The 20219-nt window shown below is 70.4% G+C and carries 20 protein-coding genes; 6 read left to right on the forward strand and 14 right to left on the reverse strand.

Annotated features, from left to right (window positions below; translation table 11 throughout):
* Positions 1-49 precede the first annotated feature (49 nt).
* Entirely contained in the window at positions 50-985 is a 936-nt protein-coding gene (locus tag ABH941_RS38390; RefSeq protein ID WP_370135799.1) for an undecaprenyl-diphosphate phosphatase, read from the reverse strand.
* 152 nt (positions 986-1137) lie between these two features.
* Positions 1138-2475: an MFS transporter gene (locus ABH941_RS38395; RefSeq protein ID WP_370135802.1), complete on the reverse strand. Its 1338-nt coding sequence runs from the start codon at positions 2473-2475 to the stop codon at positions 1138-1140.
* 118 nt (positions 2476-2593) lie between these two features.
* Here ABH941_RS38395 and ABH941_RS38400 point away from each other — a divergent pair, with 118 nt between their 5' ends.
* Entirely contained in the window at positions 2594-3163 is a 570-nt protein-coding gene (locus ABH941_RS38400; protein ID WP_370135805.1) for a MarR family winged helix-turn-helix transcriptional regulator, read from the forward strand.
* Positions 3164-3238: 75 nt separating this feature from the next.
* Here the strand turns inward: ABH941_RS38400 and ABH941_RS38405 are convergent, their stop codons facing one another.
* Positions 3239-4207 carry an ABC transporter substrate-binding protein gene (locus ABH941_RS38405; RefSeq protein WP_370135808.1) on the reverse strand — a complete coding sequence of 323 codons (969 nt, stop codon included), beginning with the start codon at positions 4205-4207 and terminating at the stop codon, positions 3239-3241.
* Between the two features lie 386 nt (positions 4208-4593).
* Here ABH941_RS38405 and ABH941_RS38410 point away from each other — a divergent pair, with 386 nt between their 5' ends.
* The 4 genes from ABH941_RS38410 to ABH941_RS38425 all read left to right on the forward strand — a co-directional run bounded on the left by ABH941_RS38410 (position 4594) and on the right by ABH941_RS38425 (position 8969).
* A complete protein-coding gene (locus tag ABH941_RS38410; protein ID WP_370135811.1) occupies positions 4594-7281 on the forward strand; it encodes an ATP-binding protein in 2688 nt (895 codons plus the stop codon).
* Complete coding sequence (locus ABH941_RS38415) at positions 7278-7733, forward strand: roadblock/LC7 domain-containing protein (protein WP_370135813.1); 456 nt, start codon at positions 7278-7280, stop codon at positions 7731-7733. The genes ABH941_RS38410 and ABH941_RS38415 overlap by 4 nt, the downstream gene beginning before the upstream one ends.
* 185 nt (positions 7734-7918) lie before the next feature.
* Entirely contained in the window at positions 7919-8389 is a 471-nt protein-coding gene (locus ABH941_RS38420; protein WP_134005952.1) for a DUF742 domain-containing protein, read from the forward strand.
* Positions 8390-8441: 52 nt separating this feature from the next.
* Positions 8442-8969: an ATP/GTP-binding protein gene (locus tag ABH941_RS38425; RefSeq protein WP_236655659.1), complete on the forward strand. Its 528-nt coding sequence runs from the start codon at positions 8442-8444 to the stop codon at positions 8967-8969.
* 175 nt (positions 8970-9144) lie between these two features.
* On the opposite strand, the gene ABH941_RS38430 is transcribed toward ABH941_RS38425, so the two are convergent.
* The 3 genes from ABH941_RS38430 to ABH941_RS38440 are packed head-to-tail and all read right to left on the reverse strand — an operon-like array spanning position 9145 to position 11611.
* Complete coding sequence (locus ABH941_RS38430; RefSeq protein ID WP_370135816.1) at positions 9145-9816, reverse strand: ABC transporter permease; 672 nt, start codon at positions 9814-9816, stop codon at positions 9145-9147.
* Positions 9813-10451, reverse strand: a complete 639-nt coding sequence (locus tag ABH941_RS38435; protein ID WP_134002163.1) for an ABC transporter permease — start codon at positions 10449-10451, stop codon at positions 9813-9815. The genes ABH941_RS38430 and ABH941_RS38435 overlap by 4 nt, the downstream gene beginning before the upstream one ends.
* The gene (locus ABH941_RS38440; RefSeq protein WP_370135820.1) at positions 10451-11611 is read right to left on the reverse strand and encodes an ABC transporter ATP-binding protein; all 1161 of its coding nucleotides are present in this window, start codon (positions 11609-11611) and stop codon (positions 10451-10453) included. The genes ABH941_RS38435 and ABH941_RS38440 overlap by 1 nt, the downstream gene beginning before the upstream one ends.
* A gap of 509 nt (positions 11612-12120) precedes the next feature.
* Here ABH941_RS38440 and ABH941_RS38445 point away from each other — a divergent pair.
* A complete protein-coding gene (locus ABH941_RS38445; protein ID WP_370135823.1) occupies positions 12121-13872 on the forward strand; it encodes an LCP family protein in 1752 nt (583 codons plus the stop codon).
* Positions 13873-13979: 107 nt separating this feature from the next.
* Here ABH941_RS38445 and ABH941_RS38450 read toward each other — a convergent pair whose 3' ends face one another.
* From ABH941_RS38450 to ABH941_RS38485, 8 genes are all read right to left on the reverse strand, one after another.
* Entirely contained in the window at positions 13980-14555 is a 576-nt protein-coding gene (locus ABH941_RS38450; RefSeq protein WP_370135826.1) for a Clp protease N-terminal domain-containing protein, read from the reverse strand.
* A 2-nt stretch (positions 14556-14557) separates the two neighbouring features.
* Complete coding sequence (locus ABH941_RS38455) at positions 14558-14797, reverse strand: RNA polymerase subunit sigma-70 (protein WP_134002169.1); 240 nt, start codon at positions 14795-14797, stop codon at positions 14558-14560.
* A 54-nt stretch (positions 14798-14851) separates the two neighbouring features.
* Entirely contained in the window at positions 14852-15520 is a 669-nt protein-coding gene (locus ABH941_RS38460; RefSeq protein WP_370135830.1) for a LysE family translocator, read from the reverse strand.
* Between the two features lie 1159 nt (positions 15521-16679).
* Positions 16680-17447, reverse strand: coding sequence for an anti-sigma factor domain-containing protein (locus ABH941_RS38465; RefSeq protein WP_370135832.1), 768 nt, complete (start codon positions 17445-17447; stop codon positions 16680-16682).
* The gene (locus ABH941_RS38470) at positions 17444-18031 is read right to left on the reverse strand and encodes a sigma-70 family RNA polymerase sigma factor (RefSeq protein WP_370135835.1); all 588 of its coding nucleotides are present in this window, start codon (positions 18029-18031) and stop codon (positions 17444-17446) included. Before ABH941_RS38470 ends, ABH941_RS38465 begins: the two co-directional genes overlap by 4 nt.
* Positions 18032-18121: 90 nt before the next feature.
* Positions 18122-18601 carry a hypothetical protein gene (locus ABH941_RS38475; protein ID WP_370135837.1) on the reverse strand — a complete coding sequence of 160 codons (480 nt, stop codon included), beginning with the start codon at positions 18599-18601 and terminating at the stop codon, positions 18122-18124.
* Positions 18598-19725, reverse strand: a complete 1128-nt coding sequence (locus ABH941_RS38480) for a molybdopterin-dependent oxidoreductase (RefSeq protein ID WP_370135882.1) — start codon at positions 19723-19725, stop codon at positions 18598-18600. Before ABH941_RS38480 ends, ABH941_RS38475 begins: the two co-directional genes overlap by 4 nt.
* 141 nt (positions 19726-19866) lie before the next feature.
* A complete protein-coding gene (locus tag ABH941_RS38485) occupies positions 19867-20193 on the reverse strand; it encodes an STAS domain-containing protein (protein ID WP_370135840.1) in 327 nt (108 codons plus the stop codon).
* Positions 20194-20219 lie beyond the last annotated feature (26 nt).

The raw sequence follows: 20219 nt of genomic DNA on the forward strand, positions 1-20219 counted from the left end.
CGAGGGACGACCCCGGACGGCCCTACGCCGCCGTAGCCGGCTGTGGCGGCTACGCCAGGGTCAGATAGGCGAGGCTGCCGAGTCCCGCGACCGTGCAGTAGATCGCGAACGGCGTCAGCGTCCTGGTCTCGAAGTACTTGGTGAGGAACCGCACGGCGACATACCCGGCGACGAACGCCGCCACCGCGCCGGCCAGCACCTGGCCGCGGATGCCGTCGCCCTGATGCCCCATCAGCGAGGGCACCTTGAGCAGCGCGGCCGCGCCGATCACCGGGGTCGCCAGCAGGAAGGCGAAGCGGGCCGAGTCCTCGTGCCGCAGGCCCTTGAAGATGCCCGCGCTGATGGTCGCCCCGGAACGGCTGATGCCCGGCAGCAGCGCCAGGATCTGGGCGCAGCCGACGACCAGGGCCGAGCCCCAGCTCAGCTTGGTGATCCTGCGGTCGGAGAGCACGTCGGGGTGCACCTCCTCCTCGCCGAGGCCCGGCTCGACCGGGACCGCGTCCCCGGCCCTGCGCCGACCGGTCCCGCCGCGCTTGAGCCGCTCGGCGACGAACAGCACCAGCCCGTTGAGGGTCAGGAAGATCGCCGCCGGGATGGGCTTGCCCAGGTGCTCACGGAAGACCTTGTCCAGCGCGAGTCCGGCGATGCCGACCGGGATGGTCGCCACGATCAGCAGCCAGGCCAGCTTCTGGTCGACGGTCTCGATCCGCCGCTCGCGGACCGAGCTGACGAAGCCGGAGATCACCCGGACCCAGTCCCGCCAGAAGAACACCACCAGCGCCAGCGCGGTGGCCAGGTGCAGGCCGATCAGCACATTGAGGTACGGGGAGTCGGCCGCGGCGACATTGAGGTCGCGCTTCCAGGAGCCGCCGATGAGGGCGGGCACCAGGATGCTGTGGCCGAGACTGGAGACCGGGAAGAGCTCCGTGACGCCCTGGAGCAGGCCGACGCCGATCGCTTCTGGATAGGTGAGGACGGACGACATCGGTGGCCTTCGGCAAGGGGATCGACAGCGGGCAGTCAGAAAGTACTACAGCGCTGTAGACCCTCCACCCCCTCGCGCCCCTTATTCACCACTCGGTCCCCGAGCGTTCACCGAAGCCGTCCCCGAACCCGCGTCACGTCCCCGAACCCGCGTCACGCCGCCGGACGCAGCTCCGCCGCCAGCCGAGGCTCGACCGAGGTGGTGACCACCCTGGTCCGGCGCACGGCGTTGTCCTGCGCGCCGGTCAGCTGCGTCCGCAGCCGGACCGCCAGCACCACGATCAGCACCGTGCAGCCGGCCATCACCACGATGTACTCGGCGGGCAGACCGGCGCCGACGAGCAGCACCCCGGCCGCCGGGCCCATAGCGATGGCAACCTGCTTGACCAGCGCGAACGCGGCGTTGTAGCTGCCCAGCAGATGCGCCGGGGCCAGGTCCGCGATGATCGGCCCGAGCGTGGGCGCGAGCAGCGCCTCGCCGACGCCGAACAGCATGTAGACGGAGAGCATCGCGGCGGTCGCCACCGTGCCGCCGGACACCAGGCCGGCCACGGCGGCCGCAGCCCAGGCGCTCAGCCACACCACGCCGGTCGCCGCGATCGCGGTGCTGCGGCGACGGCGCGCGGTGATCCGTACGACGATCATCTGCAGCACCACGATGGCCAGCGTGTTCACACCCAGCGCCAGCCCGAGGACGGACGGCGAGGTGCCGACGACGTCGGTGGCGTACGCGGCGACGCCGGACTCGAACTGGCCGTAGCAGGTGAAGAAGATCAGCCCGGCGAGCAGGCAGATCCGCACCATGGCCTTGTCCGCCAGCAGGGTCCGAAGCTCCGACTTCGGCTTCGCGACCACTACTGCCGGGGCCGCCGCTGCGGCGGGCATCCGGATGGTGCCGGTGACGGCGGCGAGCACCAGGAACATGATCGCCTCGACGGTGAACAGCAGGGTCAGGCTGGCCGGACGGCTGACGTCCACGATCTGGCCGCCGATCAGCGCGCCGATGCCCATGCCCAGGTTGACCAGGGTGAACTGCAGTGCGAAGGCATGCGCCCTGGTCTCCCGGGTGGAGCAGCGGACGATCATCGTCGCCAGCGCCGGCTGCACCGCGGCGACCCCGGCGCCGAAGAGGAACGCGGACATCAGGATGTGCCCGCTGCCCGAGGCATGGCCGAAGGCCAGCGCTCCGGCGGCGGCCGTCACCGCCCCGGCGACCAGCACCGGACGGGCCCCGTAGCGGTCGATGCCGCGCCCGGCGAGGGGCAGCGCGACCAGGGCGGCCAGCGCGAACAGGGTGAACACCAGCCACGCGGTCATCGAGCCGAGACCGCGGACCGCGCTCACGTAGACGAACATGTAGGGGACGGTGAAGCCGCTGCCGAACGCGCTGAGCGCGTTGCCGATCTGCACCCGGCGCAGCGTGCCGCCCGCCGTTCCGTACTGCTGGTTCTTCTTCTGCCACAGATTCTGATGTCTCAGCGCGAGCGTCATGCTGCACCACCCTTCACCGTCGTCCCAAGTTTCTTCCCAAAGAGTACACTACTAAAGTCTTCAGTGAGAAATGCTACAGAGGAGAACCCTTTAGCCCCGTTATGCGACACTGGGAGACATGACCACGGACGCCCCGGTACCGCAGGACGAGGTAGCCGGCGAGCTGCGGATCGACGAGCAGGTCGCGGCGTACCAGCGTGAGTTCCCGCTGGTGGACCCCCAGGTCGAGACGATCGTGTCAACGCTGACCCGGCTGGCCCGGCGGATGTCGGTCGCCTACGGGCGGCAGCTCAACGAGCTGGGCATCAGCTCGGCCGACTGGGAGGTGTTGAAGGCGCTGATCGTGGCCGGCAGCCCGTACCGGCTCGGGCCCGGCGAGCTGGCGAAGCGGCTCGGCCTCACCCCGGCGGCGATGACCCACCGGATCGACCGGATGGCCGCCGCCGAGCTGGTCACCCGCACCCGCGACGAGAGCAACCGGGTCCGGGTGATCATCGAGCTGACCCGTCCGGGCCGGGAGAAGTGGCTGGATTCGATGCGGATGGCGGCCGTCTTCGAGGAGGAGCTGCTGCAGGACGCCTCCCCCGAGGAGCGCGCCGTGCTCTCCGGGCAGCTGGGACGGATGCTGCGCCGGGTCGAGCAGCACCAGCCGGACGCGCTCGGCCGCTGCGACGACCTGGACGACTGAAATCCCTACGGGCGGAAACGCTGAGGGCCCTCTACCGCGGCGAACGGTGGAGGGCCCTCAGTACTGGCTGACTGCTCAGGAGGTGAGACCGGCCGTCTTCAGCCAGGCGTCGGCCACCGCCAGCGGGTCCGCGCCCTTGGCGCCGACCTTGGTGTCCAGGTCCAACAGCGTCGCCGTGTCCAGCTTCGCCGACACCGCGTTGAGCGCGTCCACCGCGGTCTGCGGGAGGGTCTTCTGTGCCACCGGGATCACGTTCTGGAAGCCGAACAGGCTCTTGTCGTCCTGAAGGGTGATCCACTTCTGGGCGGCGATGGTGCTGTCGGTGGTGAAGATGTCGCCGACCTGGATGTCGTTCTTCTGCAGCGCGGCCTCGGTGAGGGTGCCGCCCGCGTCCAGCGCCTTGAAGCTCTTGAAGGTCAGGCCGTAGACCGCCTTCAGGCCGACCACGCCCTCCTGGCGGGTCTGGAACTCCGGAGCGGCGCCGAGCACCAGCTGGCCCGCGATGCTCTTCAGGTCCGAGATCTTGGAGGCGGCGGTCAGGTGGTACCTGGTCGCGGTCGCCGCGTTGACCGTCAGCGAGTCCTTGTCCTCGGCCGCCGCAGGGGTGAGGATCTGCAGGTTGGAGGCGACCTTGGCGGCCAGCTGGGTCTCGTTGTCCTGCAGGGTGGCCGGGACGGCCTTCGGGTCCAGGTACGCCAGCAGCGCGCCGTTGTACTCCGGCATCAGGGTGACCGTGCCGCTCTTCAGCAGCCCGTAACTGACCTCGCGGCTGCCGATGTTGGGCTTGTAGGTGACCTTCAGGCCCTTGGCCTTGAGCGCCTCGCCGTAGATGTCGGCCAGGATGGTGCTCTCGGCGAAGTTGTTGGAGCCCACGATGATCGGCCCGCTCGCGGCGGCGGAGCCGGTGGCGGTGGGCTGGGCAGGCGCCAGCGGGTTCGAGGAGCTGCTGGAGGACGACCCGCAGGCCGCGAGGGAGACAGCGGCAGCAGAGGCGACGAGAACTGCGGCTATACGGGTGCGGCCGCGGGTAGTGGAAGTAGTCACTGTTCCATTCCAAATGATGGGGGGAGGCTTGGGGCGCAGGGGACGTGCGGGGCAGAGGGTATAGCTCACGGACGATCAAATCCGCTTGCATGAGCGGTAGTCAACCGAAGATCATCCTGCGGTCGGCCCCCCGTGCGCGGCCGCAACCAGGTGGTACTGGTGCTGCGGGTGCGACCGGACGATACTGGAACGCAGAGCTGCACTTGGGGAAGGTTTCTGATCACTTCGTAGCGCAATGTTCACAACTCTCCTGTCCCGGGGACCCTGCCAACGGGTAGTCTCCGCACGGTCACTTATTCGACGAGAGCGTTCCGGTTCCCGCCGACCACCCGTCAGGGCAGGGGCGTGCCAACTGCCAGGCACCGGAGCCGATCGAGGAGATTCGGTTGTCCCTCCAGGACGCGCATCCAGCCGCACCGGCCGCCCCGGACGCACCTCTCGACCAGGGCGAACCGGTCATACCGGGCACCCCGGACAGCCCGGGCATCCCGGAGCCGCTGGAGACGACCGACCTGCGCACCCGGCTGGGGCGCTACCTCGACCGGATCCCCTTCCGTCACAAGCTCAATGTCCTGGTCACCGTGCCGGTCGTGGTGATCTCGATCCTCTTCGCCGTGGTCGTGAACAGCGAGATCTCCACCGCGCAGACCGCCGCCGCCCAGGCCGACCTGGTCCGCAACAGCTACCAGGTCGCCCTGCTGGTCGACGACGTACAGTCCGAGCAGCAGCAGGCGCTGCTGCTCTGGGCGCACTTCGACCGACAGAACACGGGCGACCCCGCGCCGTCGAGCGCCGCCTTCCGCGCCGCGGTCGCCGACACCACCGCCCAGGTCGCCCTGGTCCGCCAGGCCTTCGGCTCCGGCATCAGCGCCGCCGAGAGCATCGCCCTGGCCGAGTTGGACGCCCTGCCCAGGGACCAGGTCGTGGGCGGCGTGCTGCCCGCCCCCAATATCGACCAGGCCTACAGCCCGGCCGCCGCCGCCCTGATCGACGGACTCGGCCTGACCACCGACGACAGCGTCAACTCCCCGACCACCCAGACCCTGGACGCGCTGCTGCGGGCCGACGCCTCGCACGCCGTGTACGAGACCAGCGTGCTGTCGACGCAGACCGGCGACTCCAACGCCCTGGTCGAGTTCCTCGCCGCGGTCGGCGCCCAGGAGCAGTACACCTACCAGGTGCAGCGCTTCGCGCAGTTGGCCACCCCGGCCCAGGCCACCGAGCTCGGCGGGATGGACCACAACACCAACCAGGTCTACATCGGGCAGCAGCTGGCGCTGCTGGAGGTCTCCCCCGGCGACCTCTCCTCGGTCGCCGACAAGGCGTCGATGCGGGCCGCCGCGGCGCAGGTCGACCAGACCCTGCCGAAGATCGTCGGCGAGTCGCAGATCCGGCTCGGCATCACCCAGAAGCTCACCCAGGAGATCGCGGCCGGCGCGGACAGCGCCTCCAACAGCGCCTGGCTGAAGGCGATCCTGCTGCTGGCCCTGGCCCTGCTGATCTTCGTCACCTGGCTCACCCTGTCCGTGCTGATCAGGCACTCGGTGGTGCGACCGGTGCAGCGCCTCACCAACGCCGCCCGCAAGGTCGCCGCGATCTCGGAGAAGGAGCTCGCCCGGGTCGCCGACGACGACGCGGTGGACGAGAGCCCGGCCCGGCTGGAGGCCGTGCCGGTGCTGGCGCAGGACGAACTCGGGGCCCTGGCCGAGGCGTTCAACCAGGTCCAGATCACCGCGGCCGGACTGCTGGAGCGGCAGGTCACCAGCCGCCGCAACATCGCCGAGATGTTCGGCAACATCGGCCGGCGCGTCAGCAACCTGACCAACCGTCAGCTCGCCCTGATCGACGCGGTCGAGCGCGGCGAGACCGACCCCGAGCTGCTGGAACAGCTGTACCGGATCGACCACATCGCCGTCCGCATGCAGCGCAACGCCGACAGCCTGATGCTGCTGGCCGGCATCCGCGAGTCCGAGCTGGACGGCCGTCCCGCACCGGTCAGCCATGTCATCCGCGCCTCGCTGGGCCAGATCGAGGGCTACCAGCGGGTGGTGCTGCGCGCCGAGTCGGACCCGACGGTCGCCCCGGACATCGTCGGCGACCTGGTGCTGATGCTCGCCGAACTGCTGGAGAACGCGGTGTCGTTCTCCCCCGCGCACAGCAGCGTCGAGGTGACGGTGCGGGTGTCCGGCGGGCACGCCGCGATCGAGATCGTCGACCACGGTCTGGGCATGGGCTCGGAGCGGCTGGCCGAGGAGAACGCCCGGCTGGTCCGGCGCGAGCGGCTCGACCTGGTGCCGACCCGGGTGCTCGGCCTCTTCGTGGTCGGCAACCTGGCCCGGCGCTGGGGCATCACGGTCACCCTGTCCAGGACCCCCGGCGGCGGCGTCAGCAGCCTGGTGCTGGTGCCCGCCGCGCTGCTCAGGGCGGCCTCGGCGGCGCCGGCCGTGCCCGCCCCCGCCGTGCCGTCCGCGCTGACCGCGCTGACCGCACCGGCAGCCCCGGCCGAGCCGGCGGCACCCGTCGCCCCCGCTGCGGCCCCGGCAGCCCCTGCTGCGGTCGCAACCGGCTGGCCGGCCCCGGGCGGCCCCGCGCCGGTCCCGGCAGCCGCGGCACAGCCGCCGGACGGCGGACTGCCCCGGCGGACCCCGCGCCGCACCACCGACGAACCGGTCCACACGCAGGCGAGCGCCATCGAACCGCAGACCGGCGAGACGGCCCGGCCCGGGACCGAGGGCGGCACCCTGCGCCGCCGGGTCCGCGGCGCCACCCTGAACCAGGGCCGGCCGACCCAGCCCGCCGCGGCCGCTTTCGCCCCACCGCAGTTGGACGCCGAGGCCGTGCGTGATTCCCTGGAGGAGTTCGAGGAGGCGGTGAGCCGCGCCGAGCGCGACAGCACGCTGACCGGACTCCGCATCAGTCCCCAACCGGGCCCGCTGCCCCAGGACCCGCCCCAACAGGGCGCGGTGCAACCAGGCTCGCCAGAACACGGCTCGCCGCAACAAGGCTCACCACAATCCGATGCCGCTCCAACTGACGCCGCACCACAAGAACTTCCGGAAGGAGTGGGACCGTGACCACGCCCACAGACGACCCCGCCGCCCTGGCCTCCGCCGCCGCTGACTTCACCTGGCTGCTGAACCGCTTCGCCACGGAGACGGCAGGCGTGGTTGACGCCATCGCCGTGTCCTCGGACGGACTGCTGATCGCCGTGTCCCGGCTGCGCGACCCGGCCGACTCCGAGCGGCTCGCCGCCATCGTGTCGGGCATCACCAGCCTCGCCGCAGGCGCCTCGGGCAACTACGGTCTGGGCGCCCTGAACAAGGTGATCATCGACCTGGAGGGCGGCCATCTGCTGGTCTCCTCCATCGGCAATGGATCAGTCCTCGGCGTGGTGGCCTCCAAGGAGGCCAAACTCGGCAACATCGCCTATGAGATGACCCTGTTCGCCAACCGGGCCGGCGCCGCGCTGAGCCCGCAGCTGATCATCGAGCTGAAGAACGGTGTCGGCGCCTCCGCAACCGGTTGATCGTCAGCCGGTTGATCGTTTCTGACTGTGCTCGAACAACCTAGCCAATATACTTACTGCTTACTGTGACTGACGAATCATCAAGGCACCGGGACGAGCGAGAGAGGACGAGCATGGTGGGCAGCGCGGCAACCACCGAGGGCCCGTACGGCTCCCCGCAGGTACGGCCACTGCGCCCGTACGTGATGGCGGACGACCCGCTGCCGCCACCCCTGCCCCCCGCCCCGGCGGCCGAGCCGGAGCCGGAACCCGCTCCGGTCCCCGTGCCCGAGAGCACCCGCAGCAGCCTCGCCGTACGCCCGTTCCTGCTCACCACCGGACGCGTCGCGGGGGCGGCCGAACTCCCGCTGGAGACCCAGGTCGTGGCGACGACGGACGGTCTGACCGCGCTCCCGGGCCTCACCTTCGAACAGCATGCGATCGTCGCCGCCTGTCGGGTCCCGCTGTCCCTGGCCGAGCTCGCCGCCCGGCTGCGGCTCCATCTCAATGTCGTCCGGGTGATCGCCGGCGACCTGCGCACCGCCCGGCACCTGGCCGTCTACGTTCCCCAGGCCAGCACCGCCCAAGACGTTTCCGTACTGCGAAGGGTTATCGATGGTCTCCGCGCCGTCCCCGACTCCCGAGGACTTCCACGTGACAGCGACCGCCCTGCCTGAGTCAGAACACCTCGGCACCGCCGTCTCCAACCGTCCCCCGCTCCCCGTCAAGATGGTCATCGCCGGCGGTTTCGGCGTGGGCAAGACCACCACGGTCGCCGCCATCTCCGAGATCGAGCCGCTGACCACCGAGGCCAGCATCACCGAGGTCGCGGCCGGGGTCGACGACCTCACCCACACCCCGCACAAGACCACGACCACGGTCGCGATGGACTTCGGCTGCATCACCCTGGACCCCACCCTGAAGCTCTACCTCTTCGGCACGCCGGGGCAGGACCGCTTCGGCTTCATGTGGGACGACCTGGTGGAGGGCGCGCTCGGCGGCCTGGTCATCGTGGACACCCGGCGGCTCGACGACTGCTTCGCCGCCGTCGACTACTTCGAGAACAAAGGCCTGCCCTTCGCGGTCGGCGTCAATGTCTTCGACGGCAGCCTGGGCCACGACCTCGACGAAGTGCGCTGGGCCCTGGACATCGGCGAGAACGTACCCCTGGTCCTCTTCGACGCCCGCGAACGCGGGTCCGTCCGCGACGCGTTGTTGGTGGTGCTGGAGCTGGCCCTGGCCCGCGCGGAGCGGTGACCGCTAGGGGGTTAGGGGCGGAACTTTGTCTGCGGACCGTAGCTGGCTCGTCGCGCAGTTCCCCGCGCCCCTACGGTGCTGCAACTGATCCGCTGCGAGCAAGTTGCACCCCCAGGGGCGCGGGGAACTGCGCGACAAGCCAATAACGGTCCGCAGCCGCAAACGGTCAGAAACCCTACCGCTGCTGCCTGCGTACCCCCGGAGACACCAACACCTTCCCGGCCAGCCAGAACAGACCCAGCGTCAGCACCGCCAGCAGAGCCACCAGCACCGCCCCACCGACCACCTTGTTGTAGTCAACCTGGTACAGCCCGTCCACGATGTAGCGCCCCAGCCCGCCGAAGGACACATACGCCGCAATCGTCGCCGTCGAGACGATCTGCACAGCAGACGAGCGGATCCCGCTCAGGATGAGCGGCAGCGCCACCGGCACCTCCACCTGGAACATCACCCGAAGCGGACCCATGCCCATCCCCCGGGCCGCGTCCACCAGCGCCCGGTCCACCGAGCGAATCGCCTCGTACGTGGTGACCAGCATCGGCGGCACCGCCAGGGCCACCAGCGGGACCATCACCGGCGTGAGCCCGAGCCCCATCAGCACCGTGAGCAGCACCAGCAGACCGAAACTGGGCAGCGCCCGGGCCGCGGTGGCGACCAGCGCCAGCGCATTGCCCCCGCGCCCGGTGTGGCCGGTGACCAGCCCGAGCGGCAGCCCGATCACCGCGGCGATGCCGAGCGCCATCAGCGAGTACTGGACGTGCTCCCACAGCCGGGTCGGGATGCCGTCGGCCCCGCTCCAGTTGGCGTTGTCGCTGAAGAAGACATTGGCGTAGTGGAAGAGGTTCACCGCACCGCCCAGGGTGTGAGAAGCCGGCGCAGCAGCACCAGCAGGCCGTCGATGAGGATCGCCAGGACGGCGGTGGTGATGACCGAGTTCCAGGCCAGGATGGGGCGGTGGTAGTGCAGGGCGTCCGACAGCAGATTGCCGAGGCCGCCCTCGTTGCCGATCAGCGCGCCGACGCTGACCAGGCTGATGCTGGACACCGTGGCGACCCGCAGCCCGGCGAAGATCGCGGGGACCGCGATCGGCAGCTCCACCTGGAGGTAGCGGCGGATCGGTCCGAAGCCCATCGCGGTGGCCGCCGCATGGGTCTCCTCGGGCACCGAGCGCACTCCGTCGACGATGGCGGGGATCAGCACCACCAGGCTGTAGATGGTCAGCGGGATCTCGACGGTGGTGGTGCTGAGGCCGGTCCAGTTGATCAGCAGCACGATGAAGGCCAGCGACGGCAGCGCGTAGAGCACGGTGGTGATGCCGAGCATGGGCGGGTAGAGCCAGCGGAAGCGGGCGCAGAGCTGGGCCAGCGGCAGCGCGATCAGCAGGCCGAACAGCACTGGGATCAGCGCTTCCTGGAGGTGCAGCCCGATCAGGCCCCACCAACTCGCCTGCAGGTCGCTCGGGATGTCGAAGAAGCCGTTCATCACGCTTCCACGGCGGCGTCGTCGGGAGCACCGGGAGTACCAGGAGCCGGCTCGGTGCTACCGGTCTGCTCCAGGTGCGCGGCCCGGATCGCAGCGGCGATGGTCTCCTGCGCGGCGACGCCGACGGCGCGTCCGTTCTCGTCGACCGCGACGGCCCAGCCGGTCGGCGAGAGCACCGCCGAGTCCAGTGCGGCGCGGAGCGAGTCGCGTCCGGCCGTGAAGGAGTGGCCGAAGGCGATCAGGGCCTCACTGCCCGCCGACCGCTCCTTGGCGTCGGCCCAGCCGAGAGGGCGGCCCTCGGTGTCGGTGACCAGAAGGTAAGGAGTCTGTGGGATTGTGCGGGCCGCCAGCTGTTCGGCGGTGCTGTCGACCGCGACGATCGGCACGGTGTTGAGTTCGAGTCCCGCCGCGGTGAAGAAGGACAGCCTGCGGATGCCCCGGTCCAGGCCGAGGAAGTCCTCGACGAAGCCGTCGGACGGCGCCGAGAGCAGCTCGGCGGGCGGCGCGTACTGGGCGAGCTTCCCGCCCTCGCGGAGCACGGCGACCATGTCGCCGATCTTGATGGCCTCGTCGATGTCATGGGTGACAAAGACGATGGTCTTGCCCAGCTCGGACTGGATCCGGATCAGCTCTTCCTGCAGCCCCTTGCGGACGATGGGGTCCACGGCGGAGAAGGGCTCGTCCATCAGCATCACCGGCGGGTCCGCGGCGAGCGCGCGAGCCACACCGACGCGCTGCTGCTGGCCCCCGGAGAGCTGGTAGGGGTAGCGCTTGGCCAGCGAGCGGTCCAGGCCGACCCGCTCCATCAGTTCCAGCGCACGCGCCCTGGCCTGCCTGCGGTCCCAGCCGAGCAGCCGGGGGACGGTGGCGATATTCTCGGCGATGGTGCGGTGCGGGAACAGTCCGGCGTGCTGGATGACATAACCCATGGTGCGGCGCAGCGAGTTGACCGGCTGCTCACGGATGTCGGCGCCGTCGAGGGTGATCCGCCCCTCGGTGGGCTCGATCATGCGGTTGATCATGCGCAGCGTCGTGGTCTTGCCACAGCCGGACGGTCCGACCAGGACGGTGATGGAACCGTCGGGAATCTCCAGGGTGAGCCGGTCCACGGCGGTAGTGCCGTCCGGGTAACGCTTCGTCACAGCGTCGATCAGTATCAAAGCGGTACATAACCCTTCGGACACGCAAAAAGTATCAGCGGAGCTTCATTTTCCTGGCCCGAACACATGCCCGTCAACGTTCAAAAGCAGGTGCCACAACTGTGCGTGGACGTCCCTGGTGCCACTCTCACCCCAACCGGCGGGCGCAGGTGGCACAGTAGGTCCTTAAACCCCGGTGGGTGGCATCCGCCGGGTTGTCGTTCTGTCGTACTGGCGCGCCTACGTGATCCCGCTCACCCTCATGTGCGTCCGCGTGGCCCTCCGGTCACCGGAAGTGACGAGACCTGTCACGCACAGCAGTTCGTTACTCCGCAGAAACGATTCGCAGGGTTGTCCTTATGTCGTACTCACAAACACTTGCTAAATTGCCCAGCCGTGGAACCGGGACCCGGGAGCAGACAGTCCTACCTCTTGTGCCCCTCTGCCCCCAGCACAGCAGCATGCACGTTCGATGAGTAGTAAAAGTTTCGACCGGTAGCCTCCGGGCTCGCCTGACCAAGGATGTGACCATGAGCGACACCAGTACCGGTGGCCGGGCCGCCGCCCGCCGTGGTGGTGGAAGTCCATCCCAGGGCAGAGGCTCGGCGCCCGGAGGTCCCGGTACCGGTGGCGGCCTGCCCCCCGGCGGCCGTGCGGCGATGCGCAAGGCCTCGAAGAAGGGCCGGAAGAGGAAACCGCTCAAGATCATAGCCATCAGCGCCGCCGGCATCATGGTCGTCGCGACCGCAGGCGGCGTCTACGCCTACGAGAAGCTCAACGGCAACATCAAGAGCGACGCGCTCTTCGCCGGGACCTCGGGCAACGCGGGCACCGAGAAGGTCGACGCCTTCGGCCGCAGCCCCATCAACATGCTGGTGATCGGCTCCGACATCCGCGCCAACGCCGCCGACTGCAATCTCGGCGGCGACTGCGCCAGCGGCAGCAGCGGTGGGGGCAACGCCGACGTCGAGATGGTGGTCCACATCTCCGCCGACCGCAGCAACGCGACGGTGATGAGCGTCCCGCGCGACCTGATGACGGAGCTGCCCGCCTGCAAGGACAGCAAGACCGGCGCCAGCACCAGCGGCGGCTTCGGCATGATCAACAGTGCCCTGCAGTACGGCCCCGGCTGCAGCGTCGCCGCCATCCACCAGCTGACCGGCATCCCGATAGACCACTTCGCCATGGTCGACTTCAGCGGCGTGGTCTCCATGTCGGACGCGGTGGGCGGCGTGAAGGTCTGCGTCAGCAACAACGTCTACGACCCCCAGTCGCACCTCAAGCTGACGAAGGGCACACACACGCTCAAGGGCGTGGCCGCGCTGGAGTTCGTCCGCACCCGGCACGGCTTCGGGAACGGCGGTGACATCGGACGCACCGCGGCGCAGCACATCTTCCTGACCGCGATGATCAACCAGATGAAGAGCGCCGGTACTCTCACCAGCCCGACCAAGCTGTGGGACCTGGCCAACGCCGCCACCAAGGCCCTCACCGTGGACACCTCCCTCGACAGCATCCCCAAGCTGACAGGCCTGGCCGAGGACCTGAACAAGGTCGCAACCGACCGCATCACCTTCACCACCATGCAGACCGGGGCCGACCCGGCCAACATCAACCGCCTGGTGATCGGCACGGGCGCGCAGACCCTGTTCTCCACCATCATCAACGACCAGTCGCTGACCACCGCGAGCGGCGCCAAGTCCAGTGCCGCCGCGGCCACCGCGAAGGCCGCGCCCTCGTCGGCCGCCGCGAGCCCGTCCACGGCCGCCGCGCCCGCCTCGACCAAGTCGGCGCTGGCGCCCGGGAACATCGCGGTGCATGTGGCCAACGGCACCACCACGCTCACCGGTCGGGCCGCCGCCGTCCTGAAGGCGCTGACCGATGACGGTTACGCCTCCAACAGCAACATCGAGAGCCCGGCGTCCACCAACGTCAAGACCACCACGCTCACCTACGGCCCCGGCCGCGAGGCGGACGCCCAGGAAGTCGCCAACAGTCTCGGCCTGCCCAGCAGCGCGCTCAAGCAGGGCACCGCGAGCGGCATACACCTCCTCATCGGCACCGACTGGCCCACCGGCAACACCTATCCCGGCGGCAAGTCCTCCGCCGCGCCGGTCAACACCAAGGTCGCGCTCAACAACGCGAACGTCCAGACCGGCAACCAGACCGGCTCCTGCGCCCAGGTCGGCACCCAGGACACGGTCAGCCTCCCCGGCTACGGCGGGATGACCCCGATACGGGCCTACACCCTCAGCCCCAAGGTCCCGGACTCCGCGCCGTGACGTGAGCTGTCGCGTTCGACGGCGGAGGGCCGGCCCGATTCGGGCCGGCCCTCCGCCGTCGAACGCGCGATCGTCGAGTGCGCGATCGTCGAGTGGGCAATCAGAGATCAGACGGCGCCGAGGGTCCGCTCGGTCTCCCGCTCGACCTCGGCCAGGTCCAGGCCGTGGTCCCGGAGCACGCGCACCGCCAACCCGCCGCCCTGGCGCACCAGACCCAGCAGCAGGTGCCCCGTGCCGATGCTCCGGTCCCCCCGCCCCTGCGCGGCGCGCACGGCCAGCTCCAGGACCTTCCTGGCGCGATCGGTGAACACGCCCCGCCCCAGGGTCCTCGTCCGCCCCCGGCCCGCGGCCGAAGCCCCGCCCGGGCCTGCGCCGGAGAGCGCACCGGCCCCGAACGCGGCCTCGACCCGTGCGGTCACCGCGTCCAGGTCGATGCCGATGGCCTCCAGCGCCGCACCGTCGATCGTCGCGCCGGACTCCCCCAACAGCCGTTGCACCGCCGCTCGGGCCGTGCCCAGATCGAGGCCGTGCCGCACCAGCAGGGCGGCGGCGGGCTCCGCCGGCTGGCGGAGCAGCGCGAGCAGCAGGTGCTCGGTGCCCACATAGCCGTGGTGCAGCGCCCGCATCTCCAGCTGCGACTCGTTGACCACCCGACGCGCGGGCTCGGTGAACCGTTCGAGCATGGCTACTCGTCACCTCTTCCAAAGATCCCCGGCCCGCGCCGGGCGTACTTCTTGTGCACGGCCTGCCTGCTGACGCCGAGACAGGAGGCGATGTCCTGCCACGACCAACCCTGCGCCCGTGCGTTGCCGACCTGCAGATCCTCGAGCCGCTCCGCGAGGTCACGCAGGGCGCGAACCGCCCTGAGCCCCACCGCGGGGTCGCGGCTGCCCGCGTCGTCCGCGAGCTGTCTGGTCTCACTCATGCTGTCAATGTACGTTGACACGGGGGAGTCGTCAACCATAGTTGACAAGCGATGTCAGTCCCCCAGCGCCAGCCTCAGCCCGAACCCGACCACGACGACCCCGGTGATCCGATCCATCACCCGCCGCGCGACCGGCCGCCGCAGCCAGCTCCGCAGCACCCCGGCGAAGGCCACCAACGCGGCCGACCAGATCAGCCCCTCCGTCACATGCACACAGGTCAACAAGATCCCCATAGCCAAGTGCGGCGCCCCGGCCGGAATGAACTGCGGCAGCACCGCGACGTAGAACACACCCACCTTGGGGTTGAGCAGATTCGTCAACGCCCCCCGCCGCAGCCCCAGCAGCAACCCGCCGCCGCCCCTGCCGGCATGGGCTGCCGCCGCGTCATCCGCATCCCCGGCGTTGGCGTCGGCGTCCTCACCCTGCCGCCGTCGCAGAGTCCCCCACAGCATCCGGCCACCCATCCACAGCAGGTACCCGGCCCCCGCCACCCGCAGCACCTCGTACGCCGTGTGCGACGCCGTCAGCAGTGCGCTCACCCCGAGCGAACTCAACGTCCCCCAGGCCAGCGTCCCCACCTGTATCCCCAGCACAACCCCCCACGCCTCACGCCGACTCCGCAGAGCGGCCGTCCGCAGGATCAGCGCCGTATCGAGCCCGGGAGTCAGTGTCAGCAGGCCGACGACCAGGGCGAATGACCAGAGTGCCGTAATGGTGTCCATGCCCGCTCAGTTTACGTGCGGCCCTCGGGGGGGTCGGGGGAGGCGGGGCGTCGTCCATCGGCGCAGCGGGGTCCCTCCCCAAGCACTTCGTGCAGGGGATACCCCACCGCGACCGAGCCCCCGTCCCGACCCCGCCTCCGACGTGCGCGTTCGCTCCCGCTGACTCACCATCACCTCCCTGGGGCACGCCGGTCGGTCCCGGGCTGGGGTGGCTCGCTCCGCTCGCTGGCCGACTACGAGGAGCGGGGCGGTTGGTGGGGCGTGCGTTGCCAGGTGCACGCCGGTTTCCTGGCGGGGAGGGGCGTGCGCGCCGGGTTGGGGGGAGTTACAACCATGCTGGGGTGAATTACACCCATATATGGTTGCTACGGCACCCAGCGTGGTTGTAACTCCCCCCAGCAGCCCGTCAAACCGCTCGAATGGCCCCCGAACGGGGTCGTTGGGGACGTCTGGCCTCACCCTGGGGTGGATCCGACTCGCTGAGCGGGTCCAGCACTCCCCAGGGTGAGGCTGGACTTCCCCAACCCCCGAACGGCAGGCGCGAAGGCCCCCGCCCCGCGCCCCCGGCGAGCGCTCCGCGCCGGACCCCGGCCGCCCCCGGCCTCTGTCACGCATGGGGTATCCCCTGCACGAAGTGCTTGGGGAGGAAGCCGCATCTTTCCGGGCGGAGGCCGGGAGACGGCGGTTAACTCGCTCCACCGGACGCTGCCGTTGCAGGCGTGGGGCGCCACCCCCGCCCACCGCGAAGCGCTCCGCGCCGGACCCAAGTCGCCCCCGGCCTTGTCGCTGGCGCGAAGCGCCTTCCTTCCGGGCGCGAGCCCGGGAAGCGGCGGCCAACTCGCCCCACCACACGCTGCCGTTGCAAGCGTGGAGCGCTCCCGCGCCGGAGCTTTGCCCGGGAGCGCACGTTCCGCTCAAAGATGCCGCTCCCCCGCCGTAGTTGGCGCTTTGCGGAGGAGCCGCGAGACGGCGGGGAAGATCCGCGGCAGTGACAGCGCCGTCGCCGCCAGGAAGGGCCCCCGTTGCAGAACTCAACCGCGGCAGGATTTGGCCGTCACGTGTGGGCGGTCGGGTCCCCCGGACCCGGCCGCCCACACTCCCCCCAGCCGACGCCGGACAGACGCCGTCACGGCGGTCCCGCCGCCGTGACGGCCGACCGTCACGTCGTCGGCAGTCCCACCAGCACCACCGGCGTACTCGTGGGCTGCGGCGACCCGCCCGCGGGCTCCACGGTCACCCCCACTCCCGCGGCACCGCTCGGCGTCCCGGTCAGCATCGTCGCGCCGTCCACCGCCCGGGCCGACAGCAGCCCGGCCGGAACCATGTGCCCGCCCTTGCTGTACCAGAGCTCGTACACCTTGCCGGACGGAAGTTCGGTCAGCCCCTGGTACACGAATGCGGCCTGCTGCAGCGTCAGCGAGCTGACGATCGTGCTGCTGCCGCCGCCCTTCACCACCGCGCTGTGGAAGCGGGCGTCGGGCGCCGCCAGCAGCGCGCTCAACGCCGCCGCCTGCGCCTGCACCTGCTCGGTGGCCCGATGCTGCTTCTGCTCCTGCTGCTGTTCGTTGATCGCGATCCCGCCCGCGACCAGCGCCAGCACCAGGCAGGCGGCCACCGCCAGCTGCGGCAGCCGCCGCTGGATCCGCCACCAGCGCAGCGGCCGGACGGATGCGCCGCTCCTGTTCCTGACCAGCGGCGGAAGCTGCCGCACCTCCGGCAGCGCCGCCATCACCCTGGCCCGGAAATCCTCCGACGGCGTCACGGCCGCGGCGAGCGCCAACCGTGCCGCCGTCTCCCGGAGTTCACGTACCTCCTGGTCACAGGCCTCGCACGCGGCGAGATGGCGGGAGAACTCCTCGGACTCGCGGTCGGAGAGCGCGTGCAGCGCGAAGGCGCCGGTCAGCGTGTGCAGGTCGGCGCTGCTCACGCGGTCACCCCCAGGCAGTCGCGGAGCCGGATGAGTCCGTCCCGGAGCCGGGTCTTGACGGTCCCCAGAGCGGCCCCGAGCAGGTCAGCGGTCTCCTGGTAGGTACAGCCGCGATAGTAGGCGAGCGTCACGGACTCCCGTTGCAGTTCCGTGAGCGACCCGAGGCAGCGGCGTACCTGCTCACGTTCCAGCCGCCGTTCGACCTGTTCGCTGACCTCGTCGAAGGCCGGGGTGTGGTCGCGGGCCGCCGCGCGCTGCTCCCGTTCGCTGGACGCCTGCGCCGAGCGCACCCGGTCCACCGCGCGGCGGTGGGCCAGGGTCATGATCCAGGCCATCGCGCTGCCCCGGGCGGGATCGAAGCGGGCGGCGCAGCGCCACACTTCTATCAGCACCTCCTGGGCCACCTCCTCCGACTGCGCCGGATCCCGGAGCAACCGGCGCACCAGGCCGAGCACGGGCCCGGCGACAGCCGAGTAGACGGTCTCAAAGGCCTGTTGGTCGCCCCTGGAGACACGGTCGAGCAGTGTCTCCAGGGAACCGGGGCCGGGAGCCGTGGGCTCGTCGCCGCGTACTGCCACATGCATCGGTACCTCCGATGGGATCAGCGGTCACCCTTGGGTTCGTCGCCGCCGGGCGAACGGATTGGTCGGTTCGCCCGGCGGTTCTGATGATGTTCAGGATGCCGTCGATGATCCCGACTTTCGCGTTCGCCGTCCGGACAATGCCGCAGGCGGTCTTCCGCCGCGCCACCACAGCACCGCGGCGGCCACCGCCGTCCCCACGGCCACCGCGGCCAGCAGCAGGAGCCAGTTCCGCAGGTACGGCAGCGGCAGCAGCGTGGCGTTCCCGTGGTGGTCGTTCTCGCGGAGCACGGCGGGCAGCCCCACCGCGGTGAGGGCAGCCGCCGTCATCAGCCCGGCCGTGAGGGCGCCCCGCACCCGGGCCGGTACCGCCCTGCGGAGGAGCAGTCCGGCCGTCAGCACGATCGGCATCCACACCCCGTCGTGCAGCACGATTCCCCTGGCACCCCAGAACAGCACCTCCAGCCGGTGCCCGGTGAGATAGGGCTCCTCCAGCAGGCCCTGGATCCCGAACACCAGCAGGGAGACCCCCGCCACCACCAGCGCCAGCCGCACCCGCGCGGTCCGGTTCATCCGACGACCTCCAGCCGGGACACCCACTTGGTCTGCAGCACTCCCGGCCGGTTCGGCGCGATGATCCGCGCCGGGAACCCGTGGTCGGGCGCCAGCACCTGGCCGTTGACCCGGAGGGCGAGCAGGGTCAGCGGGTCCTGGGCGTAGGACGCCTCCATCTCGGTCGTCGCATATCCGCCATAGCGTTCCAGCGACACCACCCGCAGCCGCGCCCCGGCCTGCGCGCCGGCCCGTTCCAGCAGGTCGCGCACCCGGACGCCGGTCCAGTGCGCCGATGCGCTCCAACCCTCGACGCAGGAGATCGGCAGCACCGCAGTGTGCTGCGGCAGGGCGCTCAGCTCGGCGAGCGTGAGGGTGTACCGGGTCGGGCCGACGACGGTGAGCCGCCAGTCGGCCACCGCGACGTCGGCGGTCCCGGCAGCGGCCGCGGTCCGGTTCACCGGCAGGCCCTGCGGACCGATGTCGGGGCGGCGGGGCGCCAGCAGATCCAGCCGCCGCAACCAGGGCACCGTCTGGCCCGCCGTGACGGTGCTGACGGTCACCACCGACACCGCCACCCCGGTCAGGAACGCCCGCCGTCCGGGTACCGGGACCGCCCTGGCCCTGCTCCAGTTCGCGCTGATCTCCGGGTACTTGGCGGCGATATGGAGCAGCAGGCCGCCCACGGCGATCCAGGCCAGCCAGAAGTGCGTCTGTCGGAACGGAAACGGCCAGGGGTACCACTGCAGGGTGTTCAGCAGCCCGGTGAAGACCTCCAGCAGCGCCGCTCCGAGCAGCAGGACGATGCCCAGCCGCTCCAGTGCGTGCAGCACACTGCGCACCGGCGGCCAGGCGAACAGCTGGGGATACACCGTCCACAGTTTCGCGCCGAGCAGCGGGATCGCCGCGATGCCGCTGATGACATGCAGTCCCTGAGTGATGCGGTAGCCGTTCACCGGTCGGCTGGGCAGGTGGCCGCGCAGCCATCCGGGCGGATCCTGCAACCCATGGCTGATCAGACCGGTGAGGAAGCAGACCACGAAAGCGGCGCCGAGCCACCGTCCGATCACCACGGCGGTGCGCGGCTCATGCAGCCGGGAACGGAACGAGGACTGCAGCGCCGCCGGGCGCAGCCCGGGCGGCACCTTGGCGAGAATGGATCTTGGGAGACTCTGTCTGGACACCTCTCCATCAGACCTCCGCGGATCACCGAATCCCGTCAATGACCTGCTTACGGAAGTCCTACGGAGCCGCCCGACCGCCGGATTCCCCGCCCCTTCACCGGCTCAGTTCGCGACCCCGAGGACCCGTCCGAGCCCGGTCGCCGTGAGCAGTCGCTCCAGCCGCGCCCCCACCCGTACCAGTCGCAGCGACACGCCCTTCTCCGCCGCCCGGTTCCTGGCGTTGAGCAGCGCGCTGAGTCCGCTGCTGTCGCAGAACGCGACCAGGGCTACGTCCAGTTCGATGGACCGCACCGCCGGATCCGCCAGCACCCGCCGTACCACCGGTGCGAGCAGCGGGGCGACGGCCAGATCCAGATCGCCTTCCAGCAGAATCTCCACGATGGGGCCCCCGTCCAGGACCACCACGGCGGTGCTCGGTCCAGTGCCCATGGTTGCCAGCTCTCCCTGTGTCACCC

This window comes from Streptacidiphilus sp. EB103A (genome assembly GCF_041261405.1).
GTDB lineage: Bacteria > Actinomycetota > Actinomycetes > Streptomycetales > Streptomycetaceae > Streptacidiphilus.